This is a genomic window from Paenibacillus sp. IHB B 3415, from assembly GCF_000802655.2.
Taxonomy (GTDB): domain Bacteria; phylum Bacillota; class Bacilli; order Paenibacillales; family Paenibacillaceae; genus Paenibacillus_AQ; species Paenibacillus_AQ phytohabitans.
In genome coordinates this window covers 119,515-143,651 of the sequence record NZ_JUEI01000006.1, presented here as the reverse complement: position 1 = coordinate 143,651, position 24,137 = coordinate 119,515, and the positions used below count along the sequence as shown (strand labels likewise).

The following is a 24,137-nucleotide window of genomic DNA, read 5'->3' as shown; positions in this document are numbered from 1 at the left end:
CTTTATCCCTCCCTTTGCGTTCTTCTAAGGCTGGTTCGGATGAAGAAGAACAAACTTAACAGTAATAACGCGCCTAGCGTGTAATTAATAACTTTCAGCAGTGTTTGCCACCATGGTGTAAACCCTTCAACTTCTGTTTCATCTGTCAAACCATTTAGCAAGCTGGATTTAGCTAGTGAGTAATAGAAATGTTTATTGGCTCTTCTTAACTCCTGAAGAACATATCCGTCTTTCTTGCTTGCAAGATATTTGTGAATTTCACTGGCACGGTTGGTATCCGCATTAAATGTGTCTGTTCCGGCAACAAGTGATTCGACTGTTGGAATATTCGGATTTCCCTTAACAGAGTCTGTAATCGTTACGCCTTTGAAGCCCCATTCATTTCTAAGGACCTGCTTTAGCGTTGCAGAATCTGCATAGGCCAGGCGGGCACCAATCCGGGAGAAAGACATCATTGTCCCGAGTGCTCCCCCTTCTGTAAACGCACCCTCAAAGGCTTTTAACGGTCCTTGGCGGTATGCCTGCTCCGTCATAAATGTAGCCAATTCTGATCTGTTCGTTTCCTGATCATTGGATACAAAATGTTTAATCGCAGCCGTTAATCCCTTAGCCTGCATTGCCTTAGCTTGGTTAGCACCCATTAGGTAAGACAAAATACTGTCCTCGGAATAGTATTCAAAGTTACGTCCGCTAAACGGAGTCCGGTGCATATTAGCCCCTGGTGACCACAGTTGTGTGGTGCCACTGAACAGGCAATCCTCTGCAATAAAATTACCGCGCTCCGCCAACAATTCCTGATTCCATGTGGAAGCAGCGACTATTTGGCTAACATGAGCTGTTGCCGGCTGATTACCGCCATACAAATAACTGGATTGTGAGCCTGAAGGACCATCTGTATTTTTGTTGGCCGGTTTATTGATCGATTTGACAGCGGGTTGACCGAAGTTCTCACCAATCGTTGCGCTTAATTCACTGATTGTTAACTGATCAAGGAATTTATTCCAGGTCTCATCATCTTCAAAAGGAACGTCTTTCATATCAAGCAATTTGAGGGTAACCTCTGCACCTTGAGTAAAGCTGTCATATGCAGGTGCATCTGCCGGCTTCTCATATTTATGATCGTACATCACTGCTTTCAGTTCATCCGATGCTGTGAGATCACTATACGGATCTGGATAAGTGTTCCAATCGTTGCGTGTTAAATAAGTAACTGTATCTCCGGCAAAGTAGTTAAGATCAACATCATCGAACTGGTTGGAAACTACTTCGTCCGTATACTCTGACTTCGCATAAGTTACATTATCCAAAGACTCAAGTGGAACAGGGATTGCTTTGTCTGGATCTCCTTCTACACTGGAACCATCTGCAGTTATTAGTTTTCCTTGTACATTAGTGCCTGCTTTTTTAGCCAAGACATTATTTAAAGCATCATGACTGTCATCCCCAATGGCAAAGTAATAATCACCCGGGTCAAAGACATAACTGCCTTTCTTACTTGTATCAGCCCCATTGCCAGCGTTAACGTCATAAGTAGCGAACAGATACTCATCAATTGTAACTGTCACTTCTTCAGATTCGCCTGCGCCCAATTCACCTGTTTTCCCGAAGCCAATCAATTGGATCGCTGATTTCTCGGCTTGCCCTTCTTCATACGGGAGCTGGGCATACACCTGTACTACTGACTTCGATTTTCCCGTATAGGTTGACTCTGCCGGGTAACCTTCATTGGTCACCTTTACGGTTGCCGTAACTGTTTTTGCTTGTCTATCCCAATCCACATCTACTAATTCCTGGGAGAAATTAGCAAAAGAGCGGCCGTATCCAAACGAATACACCATTTCATCTGCATAGTTCCAGCTGTCTTTGTTAACAAAAGCTCCGGCATTGCTGTCCGCATTATGAAGACCTAAAACAGCATCCTGATATCTGGTCTCATAGTATTTATATCCCTGGTAGATCCCTTCCGCTTCAACAATATAATGCCCATCGTCGTTCGCGTATTGAAAATCACCTGCGTTTCTGACCGCTGGTGCAGACAATGAATCTGCAGCAAAAGTGTCCACCAGTCTGCCTGAAGGATCCGCTGCCCCTGTTATTACATTGGCAACACCTGTGAATCCTTTCAAACCGGGATTTCCTATCCAGAGAGCGGCATCGACTCCATATTCCTCTTCTTCAAGCCAGCCTAACTCCATGGCATAAGCACTGTTTATTAGAACAATAGTCTTTGAGAATTTACCGCTATCCTTAATCATCTTTAATAAATCTTTCTCTGTATCATGAAGGGCAAGATAGGAAATTCCATCCCGGTCAGAGGTTGCGAGGTCTTTGCCCTCACCACCATCACGGGATAACATTACGATAGCCGCATCATTGAAATCATTCTGGTATGTGGCTTGTAAATCGGCAGTATATAAGCTTTTTTCAACTTCTCCAATAAACCAATCCGGTGCAGCCTTCACTCTGGCAACTTCGCTGTTTTTATAGGCATCAAATAACTTATCATTGATTTTGAATCCAGCCTCAGCAAGTGCACTATGCAGACTGACCTGCCGTTTCTCATCCATTCCCGGACCGCCGGAATTCCCGCTGTACACAGGGTCGGCTGTTGATCGGCCAAACAATGTCACACTGCGTTCTTCAGAACTCAATGGCAGAACCGCTTGCTCATTTTTTAATAAAACTGTGCCTTCCTCCATTGTTTGTACATCATGCTTATCGGAATCTGCCAGCATCGCCTGCAAACCCGTATCGGATAACTCGTAATTGCTCTTATAATGCATAGTACTGGCATCCGCTTCAATTACTGGTGCCGTCACATTTAAAAAGACATTCACTTGTCCGCTCCAGCTTATTAGCAGCTGTGTCATCAGAATACTAAATGTCAGAAGGATCGCTGTAACAGATGTAAGCCCACGCCAAATATTTGATTTTCTTCTCAATTATGTTACCTCCTAGCACAAGGTGCTGTTTAGCTTAATGGGATGCTTCTGCTTCTCCGGTCAACACAATGTAATCAAAGCTGGCTTTTGAAGCATCAACGATAACAGATGTTTCCGGGAAAGCAACGGATTCCAGATATTTTTCAGCGGATAATGCTGGCCCTTCGCCGCCAACGGCCGTGCCCATCTCGTCGGTCCATTCTTTCGTGTTTACGTAACCAATTGGATTCGCACCGGCTGAGTAAGAACTATTAGTAATGACTGCAGTAGGTTTTGATAATTCCAGTGTAATCAGCCCTTCTTCATCAACTTCAGTAAAGGTACCATAGAACTTCATGATGCTTGCTCCTCTGGGAACAACATCATATTTCCCGTTATCATTAAATTCCAAGGCCCCGGAATAAAAGGTGTCGGTGTTTGTTAAAACATATGTGTTGTCTGCGAATGTCTCAATATTTTGTACGCCGAAGGTAGCCTGTTTGAAAGTATGCTCAGGATAAGCACTTAAAAATGAAACATTTGATGTAGATGCATAGTACCCTGTCATTTCACTTGCTCCAGCTGACTTCTCTCCATCCGCTCCTCCACATGCGGTTAAACCAATTAGCATTACCATCGCACAAATTACTGCAAATGATTTCTTTACTGTTTTTCTTCTCATGATTATTCCCCTTTAACTTGGTTATTGTATGCGCTTTCTGTTGAGCACAATCATTGTATGATATAGTCCTTAATCTTTGGGTTTCTCGGCATAATCTCGAAAAATTCAGGATAATCTGGCATTCGCTCTTTAGTTTAGGCGGTTTTTTTTTAGTCTATGATAGGCAGTAGGGTATCTTATTGACAAACGAGAAAGCGCTTCATATAGTGAAATTGATTAAGTGATATACCAGAGAGGTGAAAAATGATTATTAACATAGCTATTGTGGAAGATGATATCAATCAGGCCCGTTTATTAGAGAATCATTTGACAAGCTACGGTTCTGAAAAAAGGCTTTCTTTCAACATCGTGCATTTTCCGCAAGCAGTCGCTCTACTGGAAAATTACACAGCAAATTTTGATATTATATTTATGGATATTCAACTGCCCTATATGAACGGTATGGATGCTGCCCGTAGTATAAGGGCCCTCGACAAAAGTGTTATTCTCATCTTCATCACAAATCTTACCCAGTACGCTATTCATGGTTATGAAGTGGAAGCGCTTGATTATATTGTAAAGCCGGTAGAGTATTATGATTTTGCTCTGAAAATGTCCCGTGCCATCCGGAGGATTAATGAGGAATCGCGAAATGATATTTTGATCAATGCCGATAATGGAATCCGTAAAGTTTCGCCTAAAAGTATCCGCTATGTGGAAAGCGAAGGACATTACGTCGTGTATCACACATCTGATGGTGATTTCCGGCAATATGCAACAATCTCATCCATCGAAAAAACACTGCAGGCTCATGATTTTTTCAGATGTAATAATTGTTATCTTGTGAATCTGGCGTATGTTCAGAGGATACAGGGGTACACCGTTATATTAGATGGCGAAGAGCTACGGATCAGCCAACCGAGGAAAAGAGCTTTTGTGGAAAAACTAATGGAATATGTAAGAAAGAAAGACCTATGAGTGGGATATTGTATGATGTATTAGGAGACTATTCCAAGCAGTTTATTATTCGCTCAGCCAGTCTAATTGAGTTTGTATTTTGCGTATTTTTGCTGACACTGCCCTTTCAAAAAAAGAACGGCTTTGGAATGAAATTAGGTGTTCTCACTCCATTCGCACTTCCACTTGTTTTTATAATGTCGGTAATTAATACGCACTATCCCCAACTATTTTCCGGTATGACGAATATTCTCATGTATTTATTTATTTTGGCCGCTTTATACTTGCTTTTCCGGGAAACCCTTTCTGAGCTGTTGTTGTGTCTTTGCGGCGCAGTTGCCATCCAGGTAATAGTAGGACGATTGTACGAAATCTTAATTATAACTTTAGACAAAAACCCTTATGAGACTCTTTCACTTTTCAAGGAAATGGTCCCATTTCGGGATTGGACACTTTACTATTTGATACATTTTATGCTTTGTTCCCTGCTTGCTTTTCTATTTCGCCGAAACAGAGTGTATGAACATGATAAAGCTAACAAGAGATTGATCATTACTTTTTCCTTCGTATTTATTCTTATAACCATGGTCCTTACCTCTGTCAGCCGCTACTTTGAAGGCGAGAATAATATCCTGGATTTTATTATCCGGATCTTTGCAATTCTATATGCATTACTTACTTTATTGCTGCGTACAAGAATTCTGGAGACCAGCAAGCTCAAGCAGGACTTGTTAATTATGGATGAATTGCTGTATGCGGAGAAAAAACAGTTTGAGAGTATGCGAAGTGAGATTGAGGTTATTAATATGAAAGCTCATGACCTACGCCAACAATTATCCACTATTAGTTACAAGCTGACAGAACAAGAGCTTGAAGCTTTACATGCTGCCGTTGAAGTGTATGACACAACTATAAAGACAGGCAGCGATATTCTTGATGCAATTCTATATAAGAAGCAGCTATACTGTGAAAAAAATGGGATCCGTATGAGCTGTATGGCTGATGGCCGTTGTTTATCTTTTATCTCATCTACTCATTTATATTCTCTTTTAAGTAATGCCATAGAAAATGCCCTTGAGGCCGTAAAAACGGTCTGCAATGACAACAAACGGACCGTTTCTATATCTATAGGCAAAGAGAACGGTGTTATTGCTATTCATGTCACCAACTATTTTGAGAGTGAGTTCACGATTAATAATCAACTACCCCAAACGCTTAAACAAGATAAGAACCGTCACGGTTTTGGTATAAAAAGCATGCGGCACATTGCGGAGCAGTATAACGGGACATTATCTTTTCATACTGAAGAGGACATTTTTTATCTTCATATTTATTTTCCGAATTCCTGAATGAATCAAATGAAAAAATCGATTATAACTGACGCTTGGTCTAATGAATGTAGTAATTCTGCTCGATGAGCACCTTCGTTTAAGGCTTTCCTTTTGCATGCTCTACCTTCAACGATGGACCGGCTGTGTCTGCGGCACCATCTGATTGCGTTCCATCAGCGCCCACACTTGTTCTGCCAGCTCTGCTGCTGAATACGGGGTAGCCCGGGTAACCAGCTGTTCAATCATACCGGTCATCGCCACCGCCAGAAATTGCACCAGTATTCCCTTATTCATCTTCCGGTTAATCCCGCTCATATCCATCTGTTTGTCGAACCCCCGCAGCAGTACGGCCTGCAGACGGTTTCTGAACGCAGGAACCCCTTTGTTGGCCAGTGCCGCGGCATAGAAGGATGCATGCTGATCCAGGTACTGGAACGTGTAGAGCAGAGCTGCCTCCGTAGGAAAAAGCGCCTGCTCGCCGCACGGCAGACAGCTGTCAATCAACTGGACAAAATGGGTCCTGATGCACTGATCCAGCAGATCGTACTTGTCGGTATAATGCAAATAAACGGTGCCCCGGCTTACATTGGCCCGCTCAGCAATTTCGTTTATCGTGATTTGTTCAAAGTTCTTCTCTGCAATCAGCAGGATAAAAGCCTCGATAATAGCTTCCCGCGATTTACCTATCCGTCTGTCCATAAGCAGCTCCTTCTTGGCCCTGTTCTCTTGAGTTGAACACTTCTCCCGATTCTGTACAGTACTGAACGGATTCCGGAATTTTAGCAATTGATGCAGCCATACTGCACTGGTACGATCATTATATTGAACGTTTATTCGTAAATCAACAGATGTTCAAATATAGGAATCGGAGGTTCTATCATGAATGCAGTTGTTATCCAAAATTACGGAAATCCCGGGGTGTTCACAGAACTAGCTCTCACTCCTCCCGCCATCACCGATACCCAGGTGCTTATTGAAATGTACGCCACAACTGCAAGCTCCGCAGACCAGCTGGTCCGCTCAGGCGCATTCAAGCAGGTGATGCAGGTCCGCTTCCCGCATGTACTGGGCGTTGAAGTAGCCGGAGTAGTGCGGGAAACGGGAAGGAATGTATCACAGCTGAAGGTTGGTGACCGCGTCATGGGACTCTCCCGATTTGGCGGCGGTTACGCAGACTTCGTAGCCCTGGAGGAGAACTCAGCCGTTGTCATTCCGCCCGAGCTTTCCTTCCAGGAAGCTGCCGCCCTGCCGGCCTCTGCTCTGTCGGCCTGGCAATCCTTATTCCAGTATGGCAAGCTGGAATCCGGCCAGCGGATTCTGATTCATGCAGGCGCAGGCGGCGTGGGCCATCTGGCCGTTCAAATGGCCAAACAACACGGCGCCTATGTCATTGCCACAGCCCGTGCGTATAATCATGAATTCGTACGGCACCTTGGAGCAGATGAAGTCATTGACTATACGACGGCTGATTTTGCAGAAGCAGCCGGTACAGTAGATATCGTGCTGGATATGGTGAGAGACGCAGCTGTTGATGCGAATACAGGAATAGGAGTAACCGAACAGAAGAACACCCGAATTCTGCGGGACAACGGCAGGCTAGTCTCCCTCGTAGACCCGTCGATCGCTACTCACCCTAAGATCCGCGGCATCGAAGCACAGTTTGCCTATATCGAGCCGAGCCGAAGTGATCTGGCCTCCATTATCCGGCAAGTCCGTGAGGATAAGCTTAAAGTACATGTGGATGAAATTTTCCCGTTTACCGCACAGGGAATATCTGAAGCACATGATCATTATAAAACCAGGAAGTACCGGGGGAAGTTAGTGATCGTTAGACAGCGGGGATAGAATATTTCTGTAGATTCCGTTTGCTGGAAAATTCAACTCGATCTGAAAAACATTCAGACCGCTGTGAACATTCCGTCCTGACGCCATATTTTGCCACGGGGGTTCAGGCGCGTTTTTATTTTAGCAATGTCTTCCAAAATAAATTGCGCATCTTCTGTAGACATTCCTAGGAAACTGCCAAAGCGAGATTGTAGAGTTGAATATTATTTGCTGTCGTAAATATCGTTCCTCCCTTCACTATGGGATTGTGCTGTTGTCCCTACTACTGCATGGTATTGCACACGGTGGGGACTCCTTTTTATGGATGGTCACAGTACCATCCAGTACCATTCAAACCCAAAGTCACTGCATTTGATTGGACACCCATACTGTTCAAAATACTTCTGTGAATATCAAGCGAACCCAGTACCTTAACCTTTTATCTTGTGTTTGGAACAGATGTCTCAGGACCGAACAAGAGGTGAGATAATTCAAAATTGTTCAAAATACACAAGCCAATTCATTTTATTTTTGTGCATTTTGTACAATTTACTTTTCAGGAATAATAGAAAGGAGTAAATGTATCTTCATGAAATTTGCTTGTTTCACGTTATAAGATAAACGCTCTAGCTTCTCATTAGTGGAGTAAGTAAACTGAGTATCTATACCTCAATAAATTCCTGAATGTGTTCTTCCATAAATCGCTTTTCGAGTTTTCTTAAAGCTTGAATCTCAATTTGGTTTATGCGTTGTCTGGAAAACCCATACGTCATTGCAATCTCCTTAAGAGTACGAATTTCCCCATCCTCTAGCCCATAACGTAACCTAAGTATGTTTTTTTTCCGCTCACTCAAAGTATTAAGAGCCCTATCTACTTTTCTTTTCAAAAAATTACGTTCTGTCACTTCATCCGGTTTGCTTTCGTTCATATCCTCAATGATATCTTTGAGTTTGTTCATTTTGACTTCTCCCACCTCAAAATCTAAAGATAAAACTTGTCTTTCAGCTAGATTTTTAACTTGAAGAATTTTGGTTGCACACATGTTCATAAGATTCATCATTTCTTCAGGTTCACGACCATTTTCAGTCAAAAACAAATGTGAAGTCTGCTTCCATCTTCTCAACGACTTCACAACATGTGTTGGAAGTCTAATTAATCTTTCTTTATCAGTGATAGCTTGCTCTATAGCATGTCTAACCCACCAAATAGCATAAGTGCTAAACTTGAATCCCTTTTGAAAATCAAATTTCTCTACCGCCTTTATCAGGCCCAGATTTCCCTCCTGAATTAAATCAAGAATAGGCATTTGAGTCCTTTTGTATTTATTTGCAACACTTACAACAAGGCGTAAGTTAGACAATATAAATTTTAGTTTAGCTTCCTTATCACCCTGTTTGCACAGATATTCTAATGAACGTTATTTTTAGTGAATCTTCTATCGCTGTATATACGCATGTTTACAGAGTCATTATTCGTCTCGGAATAGCAGACACAACTTCAAAAGGGAAGCCGCAGATATAATTAATCGTGTAACTCCAGATAAATACAAACAACATGCTCACGAATGGCTCATTCAACACGGCATGAAAATTTGTTTGTTTTGCCCGGAAACCAAATTGCGCTACCTGTAGTTTGAGTGAGTTGTGCAATTTTCCACATAAAATAAATAAAAAAACTGACTCAAATGATTCTAAGTCAGTTTTTTTATATCATTGCAAGTCCATTAAGAAATCATCATCCACACTTCTAAAAATCGACAGTATTTATTACTTTCATTAATTCTTGTAAGTAAATTACCGAAAATGGGTCCATTTATTTGGAAATGATTGTTTCTCGCATAGTTTTTCATAAAATCAAAATGTCCGTAATTAAAACCCCATCTATCCCCTACATCTACAATAGAATAAATCGCTTTTTGGTTAGAAAGATGTAGCATTTTTTCAGTTTTTAGTTCCAGCAAATTCATCCATTCTCTACTGACTGAAAACCCCCACATGAAAGTACCGGTATTATCCCTGTGATCCTCAAATGGTATTAGTACAGCATTATCTACAAAAGCATAGTTATCCATTATTTGCGGAATGTAATTCAACGTGTTTTCTGAGAAAATCAACTCGAGATTTTTACTTCCTGGCAAATAGAAACACTCCTCAAATTCTCTAATCTCACAATGGTTAAGTTTATGAGGAATTGATTTCAAAGTTTCAATATACCTTTCATTCTTTAAGGACAAATTGGTATAGAATTTAACTTTATTCTCAAAAATGCTCTGCTTCAATTCTACTTTCGCAATAAATTCCTCTAAATTATCTTTTTTAAATACTTCATCAACTTCCTTGATTGTAAACTCTAAAGATTGGTATTTTTTACATTCACCAATAAAATTGATCTGCCAGTCATCATAATATCTGTAGTGATTAAATTCACTGATTTCAGGATTAATTAAACCTATTTTTTCGTAATACCTTAATGTTTCACGATTAACATCTAGAATTTTACACACATCTTTTGCAGTATATTTCATACTAATCACCTGATTCATTGCACAATTTAGTGCATTACTATTTTCCTATATACACCTTATTAAGTCTATTCTGATTATACTTAACCTGATTTTAATTAAATATGATTCTTATCCTTTATATAGATTAATTAGACAAAATAAAAAATCGCATGGGGTATTGACCTCGTACTTCGAACGAAGTTTATAATTCTTTACGAAAGAAGAATTTCACCCTTTCAGGAGGAGTGTATGTGAATTTTTTAACATGATTCTTCCAAAAACAAAATTAAAATATGCACGATTCGAAAGGAACATGACAAATGAAACTGGACAAACTTTATGAACCGATGAAAATTGGAAATTGCGAAATCCCTAATCGTCTTGTAGTGCCGGCAATGAATACAAATTTTTCAAATGAAGACGGAACTGCGACTGAGAGATACATTAGATATCATGAAACAAAGGCTAAAGGCGGCTGGGGATTAATCATAACTGAAGATTATAGCATCAGCCAGCTTGCTAAAGGCTACCAGTTTGTCTCAGGTTTATATAATGATGAACAAATTGAAAGTCACAAAAAATTGACTGAAACTGTTCATAATTATGAAAGCAAGGTTTTTTGTCAAATTTACCATGCAGGCAGACAAAGCAAAAGTGCTGTGAATGGTGGTCTTCAGCCCATTGCACCAAGTGCCATTCCTGATCCATGGAACCGGGATTTACCTCGAGAAGCAACTATAAACGATATTCATGAAATTATTAGTGATTTCGGAGATACTGCCTTAAGAGCTAAAAAGGCCGGATTTGACGGAATCGAGCTTCATGCAGGGCATGGTTATCTGTTGGCTGAGTTCCTTTCCCCATACGCTAATAAACGTAGTGATGAGTATGGTGGCAGCTTTGAAAATAGAATTAGAATCATTCGTGAAATTATGACGGACATAAGAAGTAAGGTAGGAAATGATTTCCCTGTAATTATTAGATTCTCTGCTGTAGAAGCAATGGAAGGCGGAAGAGACATTGCCGAATCAAGAGTACTGGCATTAGAATTTGAAGAAATGGGATTTGATGCATTGCATGTATCCAGCGGTGTGTATTCAAGTTATTGCAAGGGAATCGTTTCTTCCATGTATGTTGAGCACGCCTGGACTGTAGACTATGCTGCTGAAATTAAGAAGCTGGTTACTATCCCTGTAATTACTGCGAACAGAATTAACGAGCCTAAAATGGCTAACACCATTTTGAAGATGGATAAGGCTGATTTCATTGCTATGGGCCGCGGTTCTCTCGCAGACCCTGACCTGCCGAATAAAGCTAAAGCAGAAAAGTATGAAGATATTCGTTATTGTATCGGATGTTTACAGGGCTGCATTTTCAACCCAAAAGTTGAAGTTTCCTGTTTGGTTAACCCTTCAGTTGGCTTGGAGTATCAGCAAGATTTATCAAAAGTAGAACATCCCAAAGATATTATGATCATTGGAGCCGGCCCTGCAGGTTTACAGACGGCTGTAACCGCAGCTACACGCGGGCATAATGTTACTATATATGATAAGAGAAATGACTTGGGCGGACAGTTTAAATCTGCTGCTTATCCACCAAACAAAGGTGAACTTGCAACTTATACTGCTTGGTGCCGAAACAAATTAAAACAACTCGGTGTTCAAATCAGGCTGGAGACTGAAGTTACCGAAGAATTAATTAAAGCCAATAAGCCAGATGCTATTGTTGTGGCCACCGGAGGAACTCCGCTCATTCCCAATATCCCCGGAATTGACTTACCACATGTCGTTACCGCTGAAGATGTGTTATTAGGTAAGGTAGCTACAAATGACTTAATTGTTGTATGTGGTGGCGGAGAAGTCGGTGGTGAGACAGCAGCTACGCTAGCTATGCAGGAAAGAGCTGTTTCCGTTGTTGAAATGACTGGAACAATCCTGAGAGAGCTGGATCCCATTCAAACAGTACAACTTACCGGCATTCTGAACAAGTATGGGGTTACACGTCACACCAACACAAAAGTTGTAGAAATCACCGAAAACGCAGTTGCCTGTGAAGGTCCGAACGGTCGGATCGAACTGCCTGCTTTTACTGTAGTCCTTGCCTTTGGATACAAGCCAGTCCGAGATGTAGAAGATTTCGCTAAGGCTCATTGCCCAGAAGTCTACAGTATCGGTGGAGCAGTACGAACCGGAAATGCTCTATCAGCAATTCAAGAAGGATATCAGATGGGACTGAAGATTTAGTTAATGATTTAAGTTCAAAGACAGAGAGCCTCCCTTTTAAGTTCAAGGAAGGCTCTTTGTCTTTACCCATCACAATTGAGCACGATTACTTACCCGTTGTATGTGTGGACACATACATGATGATTATCGGATTGATTATTTTAGCGAGCACATTATACAAATGAAAGAAGCTATTAAAGATGGTGTAGATCTGATTGGATACACAACATGGAGCGCCATTGATATTAGAAGCTCGTCCACATCAGAAATGTCTAAAAGATATGGATTTATCTATGTAGATCAAAATGATGACGGCAGCGGAACATTAAAAAGAATTAAAAAGGATTCATTCTATTGGTATAAAAAAGTCATTCAAAGTAATGGCGAAGAATTGTAATTAATCCTCAAATGGACAAACCCCATTAACCATTCTGAAACAACCAATCATTTGTAATTCCAATGACTGGTTGTTTCTTTTTGTATAATCAAGTTTGTAGGTAAGGGATGTAGTTTTGAAAGACTTGTTGAACCCGCATCTCCACGGCTATCCGCAATGCCTTTAACCCATCCACCACTTGAGGGCTTATGCGGCCATCTCTCGTGCCTCTCATCTCCTTAGGTTAATGTATTTCCTTTAGAGAACTAATCCTGATTACTTATTAATCCCTGTCTTACGAATTTCTTGAATATTAACAAAGAAAGCAATCCTGAAACAACACATACGGCAAATAACATCTGGTATCCCATGTACTGAGAGACGAATCCAAGCAAGATCGCCCCAAGCCCAATCCCTAAATCAAATGCAGTAAAGTAAGAAGCATTCGCGACTCCTTTTTTATTGGAAGGAAGGAGACTAATTGTAACGGTTTGAAGAATCGGTTGCGCGGCTCCGAATCCAATTCCATAAAAACAGCAGCTAAGATAACCCCAGTTAGTCCACCGGATATACTTAAAATCAACAGAGCTACGGATGAAATGATTAGTGAAGGTATAATAATTGTACCGCCGCTATAGCGATCCGCTAGTTTGCCCGCAATCGGACGAGTAACGGTCAAAGCAATGGCATAAGCTAAAAAGAACGTGGCGGAGTTAACTTGAATGGATTCTGCAAAAAATGGCAAAAATGTTGTAACCCCACCATAAGTAAAGGAGAGAAAGAAAGTATCCAGACTTACCGACAAAACTCTTCTATCAAAGAATTCAATGGACCCAGATATTTCTCTTCGCTTAAATGGTACGTTAATGCTTGAGTTTCGGGATCCCCTTTAACGACCAAGCCTTGTTCTTGCATTGTTTTTAAATATTCAATGACCACTTTAATAAACTTAGCAACGTTATTGTGTAAATTCGAATGAATTTCAGGAATGGTGTTACGTTCCATTATGGAAATTAAATAAACCTCTTTGTTTCTTTTAACCATGTCTTGATAAAACGTGCTAAGCATCAGTAAATCCGGTTTTAAATCATAAACTTACAGAAGCTGCTGCGGCAATTTCTTTAATCGTTACAGACTTAAAGCCTTTCTCGGACATTAACTTCACTGTAACTGACACGATTTTATCTTACGTACTTTCGATTTTTTCATTCAATATATACTTCCCTTTCTCTGTTAGTTATCGATAACTAACATAACGTTTTCTACTGATTACTATTGATTATTATCAATGTCAACCTTCTTCTATACTTTGATGCCCTAAGATGTTACTTATTTATCTGTACCATCTCTTTACCACCTAACCCAAGCTGCATAATCATTTGATTCAATGTCACTTTATTCAAGTTTAGTTGTTTTGCGATCTCCCTGCGCGGTATTACTCCATATTGATTTCGAATATACTCTTCGTATTTTTCAGGAATCAAGACCTCAATCCCTTTCTTAGACTTAAACAATTGCTCGCTATTGTCATTAATTTCATATGCGTCCAAGAGTACTTTGCACTCTCCCCTCCCGAATTCCGATCTCTGGATAGCTGAGCGCTCTACCAACCTTGAAACGATGTTATCTACCTCATAGATACTTATCACGAGTTTGCGGGCAATATCTTTTCGGGTCAGACGTTTGCGAATCATTTCAATTACTACTGCTTCTTTCTTGGTAAGAATCATACTTTTCCCTGCTTTCAGTTTGATATCTATATTTCAATTTAATTTGTATAATGCGACAAGAGTATTCTATTCTGCAAGCCTCAAATCTATATCTTTTTTAATAAGAACTTGGGCCTCATTCATTGAAATATCGGCAGCATACATGAGTTCATGTGCCAACATGTCACAGGCCGTTGTAAGCATATGTTTATCATGTCCGTTTAGTCTTAAGTTATATTTTGGAGAGCAGATTAGATCCCGAATGATTGTGACTACATCTGTGACCTCGCCGCTTTCAATTCTCTCTTGTAAGATGACATGACGCTCAGATGTCATAACAGGTAGTCTTGTAAATTCTTTAAAAAACATTTTTCTTGTTTCTTGCAAATATTCTAAGGTGGAAAGAGGCCGTATCCCTTTTTTCTGCTCTTTGTCTTTTGGAATGAACATGGTCATTTTTTGTAACGGGAAATATACTTTGTAATAGGCTTTTGTATCGTCCATGAAAATTCGTTTAACTTCTGAATCAAATATCCCTACGCCATTAAGTGGATAAAAGACCGGTTCTCCTGGTTTCATTACGAAATGCCTCCAAAATTTTAATTTAATTCTTTATATTTTTAGTATATCATACGCATGTCAAGCCCCCTTTTCAGCAATTTTTCAGTTAAGGAATGATTGTGAAACTATAGTCAGCAAATGAATGAAAAAACAAAAAAACCCTTATAGAATAAAGGTTTTTTTGTTTTTCATTTTATTCAAGTATTGCAAAGAAATACCCCAAATACCCCTTAAAGCTTTCAGAAAAAAATAAAAATCTCAAAAATTCAGACTTACACCAAAAAAATTTTTTGTGCTAAAATACGGAAATATCAACGAGGAGGTAATTACCTATGAAACGTATTAAATATGCTTGTTTGGAACAAACGATCCATTTTCATCTGAAAGATGATGTTACTAGCACTGCAGGTATTGCGGAACTTAAAGAGGAATTAAATGCCTATAAAGCGACGCTTGAACGTAAGCGTATCAAATACCAGGTGGTAGAGGAATCGTCTCAGCCCGACGGCTCTATCATCCTCAAAATCAAAAAACAATACAACACTTATGATTGCGGCGATTATCTAGTCGTATAAATATTATTTTTGGTACATCAAAACACACAGAATCCTCCACTGGAGGATTTTTGCTCTATTATAGATAAGATGTTTATTTAAGTTCTGTATCATAGATTGAGGAGGATAACAGATATGGGTATTGAACTAACAGCAACATCACAGAATGAAAAGAAAAAGTCCCTGGAGAAGGCCTTGACAGAGATCGAAAGAACATTCGGAAAAGGCTCCATCATGCGTATGGGAAAACACTCTATTAATAGAACGATCGAGACAATCTCTACAGGTTCGATAGGTCTAGATTTAGCGTTGGGTATCGGAGGTATTCCAAAAGGTAGAGTGATCGAAATCTATGGTCCAGAAGCATCCGGCAAGACCACAGTAGCCCTTCATATCATTGCAGAAGTTCAAAAACTAGGTGGAACAGGAGCATTTATAGATGCTGAACATGCATTGGACCCAACCTATGCAAAAGCCTTAGGGGTTGATATTGATTCGTTGCTTATATCCCAACCTGATACAGGTGAACAAGCATTGGAAATTACTGAAGCATTAGTCAGATCCAACGCTGTAAATGTGATTGTAGTTGATTCAGTGGCCGCTCTTGTACCTAAAGCAGAAATTGAAGGGGAAATGGGCGCTGTTCATATGGGACTCCAAGCACGACTAATGAGTCAAGCTTTAAGGAAATTGACAGGTGCAATTTCTAAAACACAATGTGTAATTATATTTATAAATCAGCTAAGAGAAAAAATCGGTGTTATGTTCGGAAGTCCAGAAGTAACTTCAGGAGGTCGTGCATTGAAATTTTTTTCATCTATCCGACTAGACATTCGCCGCATAGAATCTATAAAATCTGAGAATAAAATAGTTGGTAATCACATTCGTGTTAAGGTTGTTAAGAACAAACTCGCTCCACCATTTCGCACAACAGAGTTTGACATCATGTACGGTGAAGGTATTTCGAAAATGGGGGAACTTATTGATTTGGGCATCGAATGTGAATTAGTAAACAAATCCGGGTCTTGGTTTTTCAAGGGTGAAAAAAGGCTAGGGCAAGGTAAAGAATTGGCTAAGAAATATTTTATGGATCATCCGGATGATGCCAGCAACTTAGAAAGAGAAATTCGCATTCATGGGCACAAATCGGTTTCTAGTAGTTGAATATTTGAGCTCCAAATTCTTTTTTACCCAATAATTACCAATGTTTAAATATGCTGTTTCTAATTTTTCTTTTAAATCTTCAATGACATTCAATATAAATTGGTATTTCTGAACATTTTTTGTTATTTCATCATGTTTAGCAGTAACTTTCAGACAGAGAAAATTGAGATCCTCCTTTTTCATCATAAGTTCAATTTCTTTCATTGAAAAATTCATATTTCTATATCGAATACATTCCATCAAATCAAATATATCCCATACTTCATAATTTCTATAGGTATTATTCATTTTTCGCAAGGGGTTTACTATATTTTGCTGCTCATAAAAACGAATCGTTTCAGTTGATAGACCTAATAATTGTGAAACTTCGCTTATTTTCATAAACATCTTCCTTTCCCAAACACTAAAGTTACTTTAATGTCCTAATTGGTTGTACAAACTTTTCATCCATTGATTATTAAACAAGTCTATTATTCAATAATATTTGTTTGAGCAACCGATTGCGATACTTCTTGTTACTCCTATTATGGTAGTTACGCTTGCTCCTAATAAAAAAACAGTCCAGATGTGGGAATCTCATCAGGACTGTTTTTCAAATTTTATATTTCCGTAATTCCTTGTTTTTGAACTTTTTAATATTATAGATTTTATTCAGCATGTTTAGATTACTTGTTAATTTCCCTTGATCTGTCGCTGTTTTTACCATCGTCCGCAGTCCTAACCAGGCATTCATCAGATAATGAGAAATGGCCTCCGGCTCCAGTGGAGCTTAAGTGCCTTCATATACAAAGCGTGCTTATCGCCAAAACTATCATAGATACTTCTTCTGTGGATTCCCATAAAATTTACTAAATCCTGCATGGAGGTTTTCTCATAACCTTGCATCCAAAATAACTGTACCGCTTTATCTAACACTTCATTAATTTCAAATTCTTTGGTTCTTCCCAATGTAATCACCTCAAGCAGTCATTATACCTGTAAGTAAATGATCCGCAAATGCTTAACGAAGGATTCTTCGCTTGTCTGCCTGTAACCAACCTGGAGTCCATCCTTTTTCCATTGCATCCAGAGTAACTCCGGGTGGGACAATTGCATCGATTGCGTCCAGGATATCGTTGCTTAATCTTATGTCATTCCCCTTTAGGGTTTCCCGGAGTTGCCCGATTGTTCTAGCCCCAACAATTGCTGAAGTAATGGAAGAATGAGCTTGCGTGAATGCCATGGCAAGATGTGGCAAAGTTAATCCCGCTTCATCTGCCAGCGTTTGGAGTTTGGCTATGGCTTCAAACTTGCTGCGGTTTTCTTCCCGGTTAGGATCAACAATCGATTGCAAACTTCCCCCAAAGGTGGCTGCTCTTGAATCGGCGGAGACAGCTTCTCCAAAACGGTATTTACCAGTTAATAGACCTCCCGAAAGTGGGCTCCAAACCAAAACACCCATTCCGTATTTCGCTGTGGCAGCTAGCAAATCAAATTCAATACTGCGGTTCAGAATGGAATATGGAGATTGCTCAGAAACAAATCGTGCTACATTTCTGCGTTCGCTTGTCCATTGAGCCTCTGCAACTTGCCAGGCCTGAAAATTGGATGTGCCAATGTAGCGAATCTTCCCTTCTTGCACCAGATCTGTAAGGATGTCAAGCGTTTCTTCTATACCGGTATTTAGATCAGGCTGATGTAGTTGATACAGATCGATATAATCGGTTTTAAGTCTTCTCAAACTATCCTCCACTGCCCGTTTAATCCACCATTTCGAATTCCCGGATTGATTCTGTCCACCCCCCATGGGCATACCGCCCTTAGTGGCCAGAATGACATCTTGTCTGCGTCCTTTTAGTAATTCACCTAAAATTTCTTCTGCTTGACCCTTTGAATATACATCCGCCGTATCAATTAGGTTAATGCCTCCCGCTAGTGCTTCATCTAGAATGGGGGCACAGTCCTTTTGAGTATTGTTCCCCCAATAACCAAATGTACCTGTACCCAATACAAAACTGCTTACTTTAAGACCCGTATGACCTAATACACGATATTCCACGTACACCATTCCCATCTTAGTTCATTTATTAGAATGATCATTCTACTTTAGTTAATAAATTGCATGATCCCCTTTGGAAAAGTATCCTCTGCCTCTGTTCTTTTCTCATAGAGATTGTACCAAGCTTCCGCGACTTGATCTGGATCAAATCCTGTTCCTTTTTTGATCAAAGGACTAATAGACAGATGTCCAACAAATACTCCTAAGGGATGCAAACGATCATGTAAATTAAGAATATAGTTTCTTAACCCTGACATAGCTATACCTGAATTTCCAAACATGGGGCTCGGACTCATGGCTGAAAGATCGCTTGTGAAAAGAAGAGCCCCTTCGCCTCGTTCAGTCATTTCCGGAATGACTTGTATTGCTGAATTAATGGCTCCAATTACAACATTGTTAAAAATTTGAAGTGCACTCTCATCCGTCGTATCCAGTACAGAAGTCGTAGGAACACTACCACTATGCGGGCTAAACTCCATGACATCTATTGTACCGAATGTACTTTTAATTTCTTGAAAAGCCCTGGTAAGCTGTATTTTGTCTGTAATGTCGGCAGCAAAACCCTGAGCTTTAATGCCCATCCCGTCCAACTGCTCAGCATATTGATCCAGCTTCTCCTGTGTTCTTGAAACCATAGCGATACGGAATCCATGACTTCCAAAAATTTTGGCCAATGAGAAGCCCAGACCTGGTCCAACACCGATGATAACCATTGTTTTCAATTCATATTCACCCTTTAAAAGTAATCAATGGCGCACAATTTTAAATTGCACGCCATTTTTTCTTATAATCTATACTTAGCCCTTCTTAGCTTCCAATTCTTTCAACGTAGGATAGTCCGTATAACCCTTGCTTCCACTACCATAAAATGTTGCAGGATCTGCTTCATTTAATGGAGCGCCTGCTTTAAGTCGTTCCACAAAATCCGGATTAGCCAATGACCATACCCCAATCGGTGCCAGATCAGCAAGACCACTCTCGATATCAACACCAATATTATCCAGTCCCCGTCCAGCCCGATTGACTAACAACGGATTCGTCCATAAGAAACGAATATCTTGAAGCAATTCATCGTTTCCGAGGTGCATCACATGAAGATACGCTAAATTCAGTTTCGCTAATTCTTGCGTTAAGTAACGATAAAGATCAGGACCTTGTTCACCATCTTGAATCCCACCAAGAGGGGTCCCTGGCGAAATGCGGAAGCCAGTTCTCTCTGCCCCGATCTCGTCAATGATGGCTTTGGCTACTTCAATCGCGAAGCGAGCTCGATTTTCTATAGATCCACCATATTCATCCGTACGTTTATTGGAATTTTCACCGATAAATTGATTAATCAGATATCCATTTGCTCCATGAATTTCAACGCCGTCAGCGCCTGCTTCAATAGCGGCGGCCGCAGCTTTACGATAATCTGCAATGGTTATTTGAATCTCTTCTTTACTCAACTCACGTGGTACGGGGATATCCTGCATGCCTGTAGCCGTAAACGTTTCTACTCCTGGTGCAATTGCAGAGGGTGCAACTGGCTGCCGATGATGAGGAGTATTGTCAGGGTGCGATACACGACCGACATGCATTAATTGAATATAAATATACCCGCCTGCTTCATGCACTGCATCCGTAACTTTCTTCCACCCTTCAATATGCTTCTCCGTATAGATCCCAGGTGTTCTTAAGTAACCTTGACCGTCATCGGATGGTTGTGCACCTTCCGTAATAAGGAGTCCCATCGATGCTCTTTGAGCATAATACAGGGAGCTTAATTCTCCCGGTGTACCATCTTCTTCCGCTCTGCTGCGTGTCATTGGTGCCATCGCCAAGCGATGCGGTAATTCCAGATTGCCAACTTTTGTTTTAGTCCATAGTTTTTCCATTATTAACACTCCTCTTTAAATTTGTTTAACAAGAAATTAAGATTAAGAAAGATGTGGGTATATTGCAGCAACGCCACCTGCAAGTCCACCTTGTATCATTCGGCTGTTATCATCAGCAAGAATTTCAAAGCTGCCAGATTCGATGCCATCAATAGCTATTTTTGCGATATCTGAAGGGTTGGATTTGGGAGCATCTATACCGGTTGTCATATCTGTCTCCATAAAGCCTACATGTAATCCAGCTACTCTAATATTACGAGGATACAAGTTTAAACGTAAATCGTTCGTCAATGCCCATGCTGCAGCCTTCGCAGCTGTATACGCACCGGAAGCTCCCATACTAAACCAAGATAGTACGGAAAGAATATTCAAAATCGATCCTCCCCCGTTTTTTTCAATGATCGGTGTAAAAGCACGAGCCATGGATAGCGTACCGAAGAAATGCGTATCAAATTCCAACTGTATTTTTTCCACATCCCCTTCCAGCAAAGAAGCGCCTGTAGATGATCCTGCATTGTTGATTAAAAGCGTAACATCTTTAGCAAGGATTGCTGCTGCTGCAACCTCATCTGGTTTTGTAACATCAAGCTTTACAGGTGTAACTCCAGGAATATCAATAGTCTCCGGATTTCTTGCACCAGCGTATACTTTAGCCCCTCTGGATAGAAGTTCAAGAGTGAGCTGACGGCCAAGACCTCGGTTTGCTCCAGTGACAAATGCTACTTGTTCAGAAATGTTCATTGTATTAGCTCCTTTTTTGTTTTGGATTACAATTCTTCATAAAATTCAGTAAACTGTGACTCATTTTAAAAAGTTCTAGGGATAGAAAGGAATTCTCATTCAAGAACGATCATACTAGAATAAACACAGGCAATTAAACTAATATCTTTCTAGGCTGAATCTTCAAATTAGCTCAAGTATGCTTATTTGGGAACGAGCTTTACAAGTATATATACATTAATTACTTAGATAAAAGTTTAATCGATAAATTGGCTATCTTGTGTAATTTTTCTTTACGTATGGAGGTCCTTGTCATTACCCTTAACCCTACATAAACTGCATGCAGGTGTTCCGCTAGATCGTTGGCATTATAATCTGAGCTAAACTCTCCATCCTGCTGTCCCCACAGAATAATATCTTTAAACAATTGTTCTGATAATGCAAACAATTCTGTGGTCTTTACATCCACCTCAGCATCACGCATTGCCAATTCCACCGCTGAATTCACCATCAAACAACCTGAGGGTGAATCTTCTTCACCACATATCACGAAACTAAAAATAAGCTGAAGTGCCTCAGTTGCAGTCTTAGAGCGTTTTACTTCTCCTTCAAGCTCAGCACTTACTTTATCGCGAAATCGGTCCATTGCTTTCAAAAACAGTGTATGCTTGTCGCCAAAAGTGTCATATAAACTTCTCCGATGGATTCCCATCTGCTTGACCAGATCCGTCATAGATGTCTTCTCGTAACCCTGTTCCCAAAAAAGCTTCATCGCCTTTTCTAATACCACGTTCTCTTCGAATTCTTTGCTTCTTGCCATTCTATTCCCTCCCTGTTAATCAATATAACATATTGAGAACGATCGGTAAAGAATTTTATGAATGGTAAAAACCATTAAGGATCCCTACTAAATTCACACTATTCTCGTTTAATTTGATTTAAGAAGCATTTGACCCCAAGTATGCGTAATGAAATCCGGAGCGAACTTCATGGAAAAGCGCATAACCTTAGTAAAACCTGCATTTACGCGTATTTTGTTTTTGTCCATCCCTTTAATACCGACTTTAACAAGCTTCGCTAATGGCAAAGAGATCACCTTATTCATGAATCCTTCGTCAAAAGTGTCTGTGAGATTAGTTTCAGAAATAACAGGTGGACAAAGTTCCATCACATGAATGTTTTTTCCTTTGGCCCGGATTTGCTCACGTAATGCATCACTGAACATGTGGATGCCAGCCTTCGTTGCTGAATAAGTCGGTGCGTTGGCAACTGTAATATTAGCAAGTAGTGAACTAACGTTAACAATCATTGCCTCCTGTTGTTTGGCTAACAGTGGCAACAAGGCCTTGGTGATATAGATTGTCCCATTCAAGTTTGTGGCGATTTCTGCGGTTATGTGCTCGAAGGTAATAGTTTCATCAAACAAGTCAAATTCGTGTATAATACCAGCGTTATTGAAAATAATATCCAGTTTCGGATAGTGAATCGTGAGTTCTTTAGCAAGCTGCTCAACGCTTTTGGGATCACTGACATCTGCCGCCATCCCAATAAGTCCGGGATTATTCTTTACTATCTGGTCGATGCGTTGTTGTGAACGCCCCGTGATAATTACAGTATTCCCCATGTCATGAAAACGTTTAGCAAAAGCAAATCCAATCCCGGAGGTCCCACCTGTCACCAATATTGTTCTATTTTTTAATTTCATTCTGCATCATCTACTTTCAATATGACTTTCCCTTGACTATGGCCCGTCGCAATCTTAGCAATCGCGGCATTCACTTGGTCAAAGGGGTACTCGGAATCAATCACCGGCTTAATGTTTGTTTTTTCAAGATACTGTGTGAAAGCTGCTAATTGCCGGCCATTCGGCTGCACGTATAAGAAGTCATACCTTTTCTTTTGCCATTTGGCAATTCCATCAAAAGGTGCTCCCAGTAAACTGAAGAGAAACTTCTTCGCCGTTGCCAAGTCTGTGCTTTGATTCGCGAATCGGGCATTGGGACCAGCATTTAACGACAGTAATTTGCCGCCAGGCTTCAGTATCTTAATTTGTTTACTAAATTCGCCGGCGCCCCGCGTATCAATAACATAATCATAGCCTGTCAGTATGTCAGTATAGTCCTGCGTTGCATAGTCGATAAACTCATCTGCCCCGAGTCGCTCCGCCAAGGCACGTGCTGATCCACTACCACTAACGGTCACAAACAGCCCTTGTGACTTCGCGTAAGGAACGGCCATCTGACCAAAGCCTCCCGTACCGCCGGGGATAAATAATTTACCGCCTTGACGAGTATCTAAAATAGCTAGCGCCTGAACGATCGTCAAAGCAGACAATGGCACGGCCGCTGCTTCCTTAAAGGAAAGATTAGCTGGCATCTTAGCCACAATCGCCGCATCTACTGCGACATATTCGGCAAACGCCCCCATCTTATCTAACGGTGGCATGGTGTACACGTGATCCCCTACCTTAAAATCCATGACACCGGCGCCGACTTCGATCACTACTCCGGCTAGCTCGTTGCCCAGAGTCAATGGAAAGTCGTAATGATCAAACAACTTAACTTTGCCTGTAATCGCCAAGACAAGGTGTGGATCGACACCAGCTGCCTTGGTCTTGATTAAAACCTGCGTAGGTGTAATCAATGGAACAGGAATACTATTGATTTGTGCTGCCAGTATTTTGGAATACCGCGAAATTTGTGCAGCCTTCATGGGTGC

At 40.5% G+C, this 24,137-nt stretch carries 25 protein-coding genes and 3 pseudogenes; 8 read left to right on the top strand and 20 right to left on the bottom strand.

The features are described 5' to 3' along the window. Positions 1–2: 2 nt before the first annotated feature. Both QW71_RS03835 and QW71_RS03830 read right to left on the bottom strand, forming a co-directional pair. A complete protein-coding gene (locus QW71_RS03835) occupies positions 3–2,942 on the bottom strand; it encodes a glycoside hydrolase family 3 protein (RefSeq protein ID WP_052769876.1) in 2,940 nt (979 codons plus the stop codon). A gap of 34 nt (positions 2,943–2,976) precedes the next feature. Continuing rightward, entirely contained in the window at positions 2,977–3,603 is a 627-nt protein-coding gene (locus tag QW71_RS03830) for a hypothetical protein (protein ID WP_152679688.1), read from the bottom strand. 243 nt (positions 3,604–3,846) lie between these two features. Between QW71_RS03830 and QW71_RS03825 the strand changes: the two genes are divergently transcribed. Both QW71_RS03825 and QW71_RS37740 read left to right on the top strand, forming a co-directional pair. After that, positions 3,847–4,560: a LytTR family DNA-binding domain-containing protein gene (locus QW71_RS03825; RefSeq protein ID WP_039293449.1), complete on the top strand. Its 714-nt coding sequence runs from the start codon at positions 3,847–3,849 to the stop codon at positions 4,558–4,560. Then, the gene (locus QW71_RS37740) at positions 4,557–5,888 is read left to right on the top strand and encodes an ATP-binding protein (protein ID WP_052769875.1); all 1,332 of its coding nucleotides are present in this window, start codon (positions 4,557–4,559) and stop codon (positions 5,886–5,888) included. Before QW71_RS03825 ends, QW71_RS37740 begins: the two co-directional genes overlap by 4 nt. Positions 5,889–5,996: 108 nt before the next feature. Here the strand turns inward: QW71_RS37740 and QW71_RS03815 are convergent, their stop codons facing one another. After that, positions 5,997–6,569, bottom strand: a complete 573-nt coding sequence (locus QW71_RS03815) for a TetR/AcrR family transcriptional regulator (protein WP_039293446.1) — start codon at positions 6,567–6,569, stop codon at positions 5,997–5,999. Positions 6,570–6,749: 180 nt separating this feature from the next. On the opposite strand from QW71_RS03815, the gene QW71_RS03810 reads away from it, so the two are divergent. Continuing rightward, positions 6,750–7,715 carry an NADP-dependent oxidoreductase gene (locus tag QW71_RS03810; protein WP_039293443.1) on the top strand — a complete coding sequence of 322 codons (966 nt, stop codon included), beginning with the start codon at positions 6,750–6,752 and terminating at the stop codon, positions 7,713–7,715. 641 nt (positions 7,716–8,356) lie between these two features. Here QW71_RS03810 and QW71_RS03805 read toward each other — a convergent pair. Then, a complete protein-coding gene (locus QW71_RS03805) occupies positions 8,357–9,055 on the bottom strand; it encodes an RNA polymerase sigma factor RpoD/SigA (protein ID WP_160311770.1) in 699 nt (232 codons plus the stop codon). Between the two features lie 236 nt (positions 9,056–9,291). Between QW71_RS03805 and QW71_RS42165 the strand changes: the two are divergent. Next, positions 9,292–9,474 (top strand): annotated as a pseudogene (locus tag QW71_RS42165) (hypothetical protein); the annotation flags it as partial. Here QW71_RS42165 and QW71_RS03800 read toward each other — a convergent pair. Continuing rightward, entirely contained in the window at positions 9,419–10,219 is an 801-nt protein-coding gene (locus QW71_RS03800; protein ID WP_039293440.1) for a MerR family transcriptional regulator, read from the bottom strand. The pseudogene QW71_RS42165 and the gene QW71_RS03800 overlap by 56 nt on opposite strands. A 299-nt stretch (positions 10,220–10,518) precedes the next feature. On the opposite strand from QW71_RS03800, the gene QW71_RS03795 reads away from it, so the two are divergent. Together QW71_RS03795 and QW71_RS38820 are read left to right on the top strand one after the other, a co-directional pair. Next, positions 10,519–12,441: an FAD-dependent oxidoreductase gene (locus QW71_RS03795; RefSeq protein WP_039293437.1), complete on the top strand. Its 1,923-nt coding sequence runs from the start codon at positions 10,519–10,521 to the stop codon at positions 12,439–12,441. 106 nt (positions 12,442–12,547) lie between these two features. Further along, a pseudogene (locus tag QW71_RS38820) lies at positions 12,548–12,817 on the top strand (family 1 glycosylhydrolase); the annotation flags it as partial. A gap of 245 nt (positions 12,818–13,062) precedes the next feature. On the opposite strand, the gene QW71_RS41185 reads toward QW71_RS38820, so the two are convergent. The 6 genes from QW71_RS41185 to QW71_RS03780 all read right to left on the bottom strand — a co-directional run bounded on the left by QW71_RS41185 (position 13,063) and on the right by QW71_RS03780 (position 15,084). Continuing rightward, a complete protein-coding gene (locus QW71_RS41185) occupies positions 13,063–13,296 on the bottom strand; it encodes a hypothetical protein (protein WP_235441381.1) in 234 nt (77 codons plus the stop codon). Beyond that, complete coding sequence (locus QW71_RS41180; RefSeq protein WP_235441376.1) at positions 13,212–13,601, bottom strand: hypothetical protein; 390 nt, start codon at positions 13,599–13,601, stop codon at positions 13,212–13,214. Before QW71_RS41180 ends, QW71_RS41185 begins: the two co-directional genes overlap by 85 nt. Then, positions 13,592–13,864, bottom strand: coding sequence for a hypothetical protein (locus QW71_RS03790; RefSeq protein WP_152679687.1), 273 nt, complete (start codon positions 13,862–13,864; stop codon positions 13,592–13,594). The genes QW71_RS41180 and QW71_RS03790 overlap by 10 nt, the downstream gene beginning before the upstream one ends. A gap of 19 nt (positions 13,865–13,883) precedes the next feature. Then, complete coding sequence (locus QW71_RS42160) at positions 13,884–13,973, bottom strand: TetR family transcriptional regulator (protein ID WP_083442411.1); 90 nt, start codon at positions 13,971–13,973, stop codon at positions 13,884–13,886. Between the two features lie 148 nt (positions 13,974–14,121). Then, positions 14,122–14,526 carry a hypothetical protein gene (locus QW71_RS03785; protein ID WP_039293433.1) on the bottom strand — a complete coding sequence of 135 codons (405 nt, stop codon included), beginning with the start codon at positions 14,524–14,526 and terminating at the stop codon, positions 14,122–14,124. A gap of 66 nt (positions 14,527–14,592) precedes the next feature. Then, positions 14,593–15,084 (bottom strand): CarD family transcriptional regulator, encoded by a 492-nt coding sequence (locus QW71_RS03780; RefSeq protein WP_039293427.1) that lies wholly within the window; start codon positions 15,082–15,084, stop codon positions 14,593–14,595. Between the two features lie 314 nt (positions 15,085–15,398). On the opposite strand from QW71_RS03780, the gene QW71_RS03775 reads away from it, so the two are divergent. After that, the gene (locus QW71_RS03775) at positions 15,399–15,641 is read left to right on the top strand and encodes a hypothetical protein (RefSeq protein ID WP_039293424.1); all 243 of its coding nucleotides are present in this window, start codon (positions 15,399–15,401) and stop codon (positions 15,639–15,641) included. A 114-nt stretch (positions 15,642–15,755) separates the two neighbouring features. Next, positions 15,756–16,784, top strand: a complete 1,029-nt coding sequence (gene recA / locus QW71_RS03770; RefSeq protein ID WP_039293421.1) for a recombinase RecA — start codon at positions 15,756–15,758, stop codon at positions 16,782–16,784. On the opposite strand, the gene QW71_RS38805 is transcribed toward recA, so the two are convergent. The 9 genes and pseudogenes from QW71_RS38805 to QW71_RS03725 all read right to left on the bottom strand — a co-directional run bounded on the left by QW71_RS38805 (position 16,734) and on the right by QW71_RS03725 (position 24,131). After that, positions 16,734–17,165 carry a MerR family transcriptional regulator gene (locus QW71_RS38805; RefSeq protein WP_039293418.1) on the bottom strand — a complete coding sequence of 144 codons (432 nt, stop codon included), beginning with the start codon at positions 17,163–17,165 and terminating at the stop codon, positions 16,734–16,736. The genes recA and QW71_RS38805 overlap by 51 nt on opposite strands. Positions 17,166–17,555: 390 nt before the next feature. Continuing rightward, positions 17,556–17,732: pseudogene (locus QW71_RS03760) on the bottom strand (TetR/AcrR family transcriptional regulator); the annotation flags it as partial. A 52-nt stretch (positions 17,733–17,784) separates the two neighbouring features. Then, positions 17,785–18,831: an aldo/keto reductase gene (locus tag QW71_RS03755; RefSeq protein WP_235441375.1), complete on the bottom strand. Its 1,047-nt coding sequence runs from the start codon at positions 18,829–18,831 to the stop codon at positions 17,785–17,787. A 38-nt stretch (positions 18,832–18,869) separates the two neighbouring features. Continuing rightward, complete coding sequence (locus tag QW71_RS03750) at positions 18,870–19,535, bottom strand: SDR family oxidoreductase (protein WP_200905885.1); 666 nt, start codon at positions 19,533–19,535, stop codon at positions 18,870–18,872. Between the two features lie 84 nt (positions 19,536–19,619). Further along, on the bottom strand, positions 19,620–20,699 hold the full coding sequence (locus tag QW71_RS03745) for an alkene reductase (protein ID WP_039293412.1): 1,080 nt from the start codon (positions 20,697–20,699) through the stop codon (positions 19,620–19,622). A gap of 42 nt (positions 20,700–20,741) precedes the next feature. Beyond that, the gene (locus tag QW71_RS03740) at positions 20,742–21,440 is read right to left on the bottom strand and encodes an SDR family oxidoreductase (RefSeq protein WP_039293411.1); all 699 of its coding nucleotides are present in this window, start codon (positions 21,438–21,440) and stop codon (positions 20,742–20,744) included. 220 nt (positions 21,441–21,660) lie between these two features. Then, a complete protein-coding gene (locus QW71_RS03735; protein WP_039293409.1) occupies positions 21,661–22,239 on the bottom strand; it encodes a TetR/AcrR family transcriptional regulator in 579 nt (192 codons plus the stop codon). A gap of 108 nt (positions 22,240–22,347) precedes the next feature. Continuing rightward, the gene (locus QW71_RS03730) at positions 22,348–23,124 is read right to left on the bottom strand and encodes an SDR family oxidoreductase (RefSeq protein ID WP_039293406.1); all 777 of its coding nucleotides are present in this window, start codon (positions 23,122–23,124) and stop codon (positions 22,348–22,350) included. Then, positions 23,121–24,131, bottom strand: coding sequence for an NADP-dependent oxidoreductase (locus tag QW71_RS03725; RefSeq protein ID WP_039293402.1), 1,011 nt, complete (start codon positions 24,129–24,131; stop codon positions 23,121–23,123). Before QW71_RS03725 ends, QW71_RS03730 begins: the two co-directional genes overlap by 4 nt. Positions 24,132–24,137: the final 6 nt, after the last annotated feature.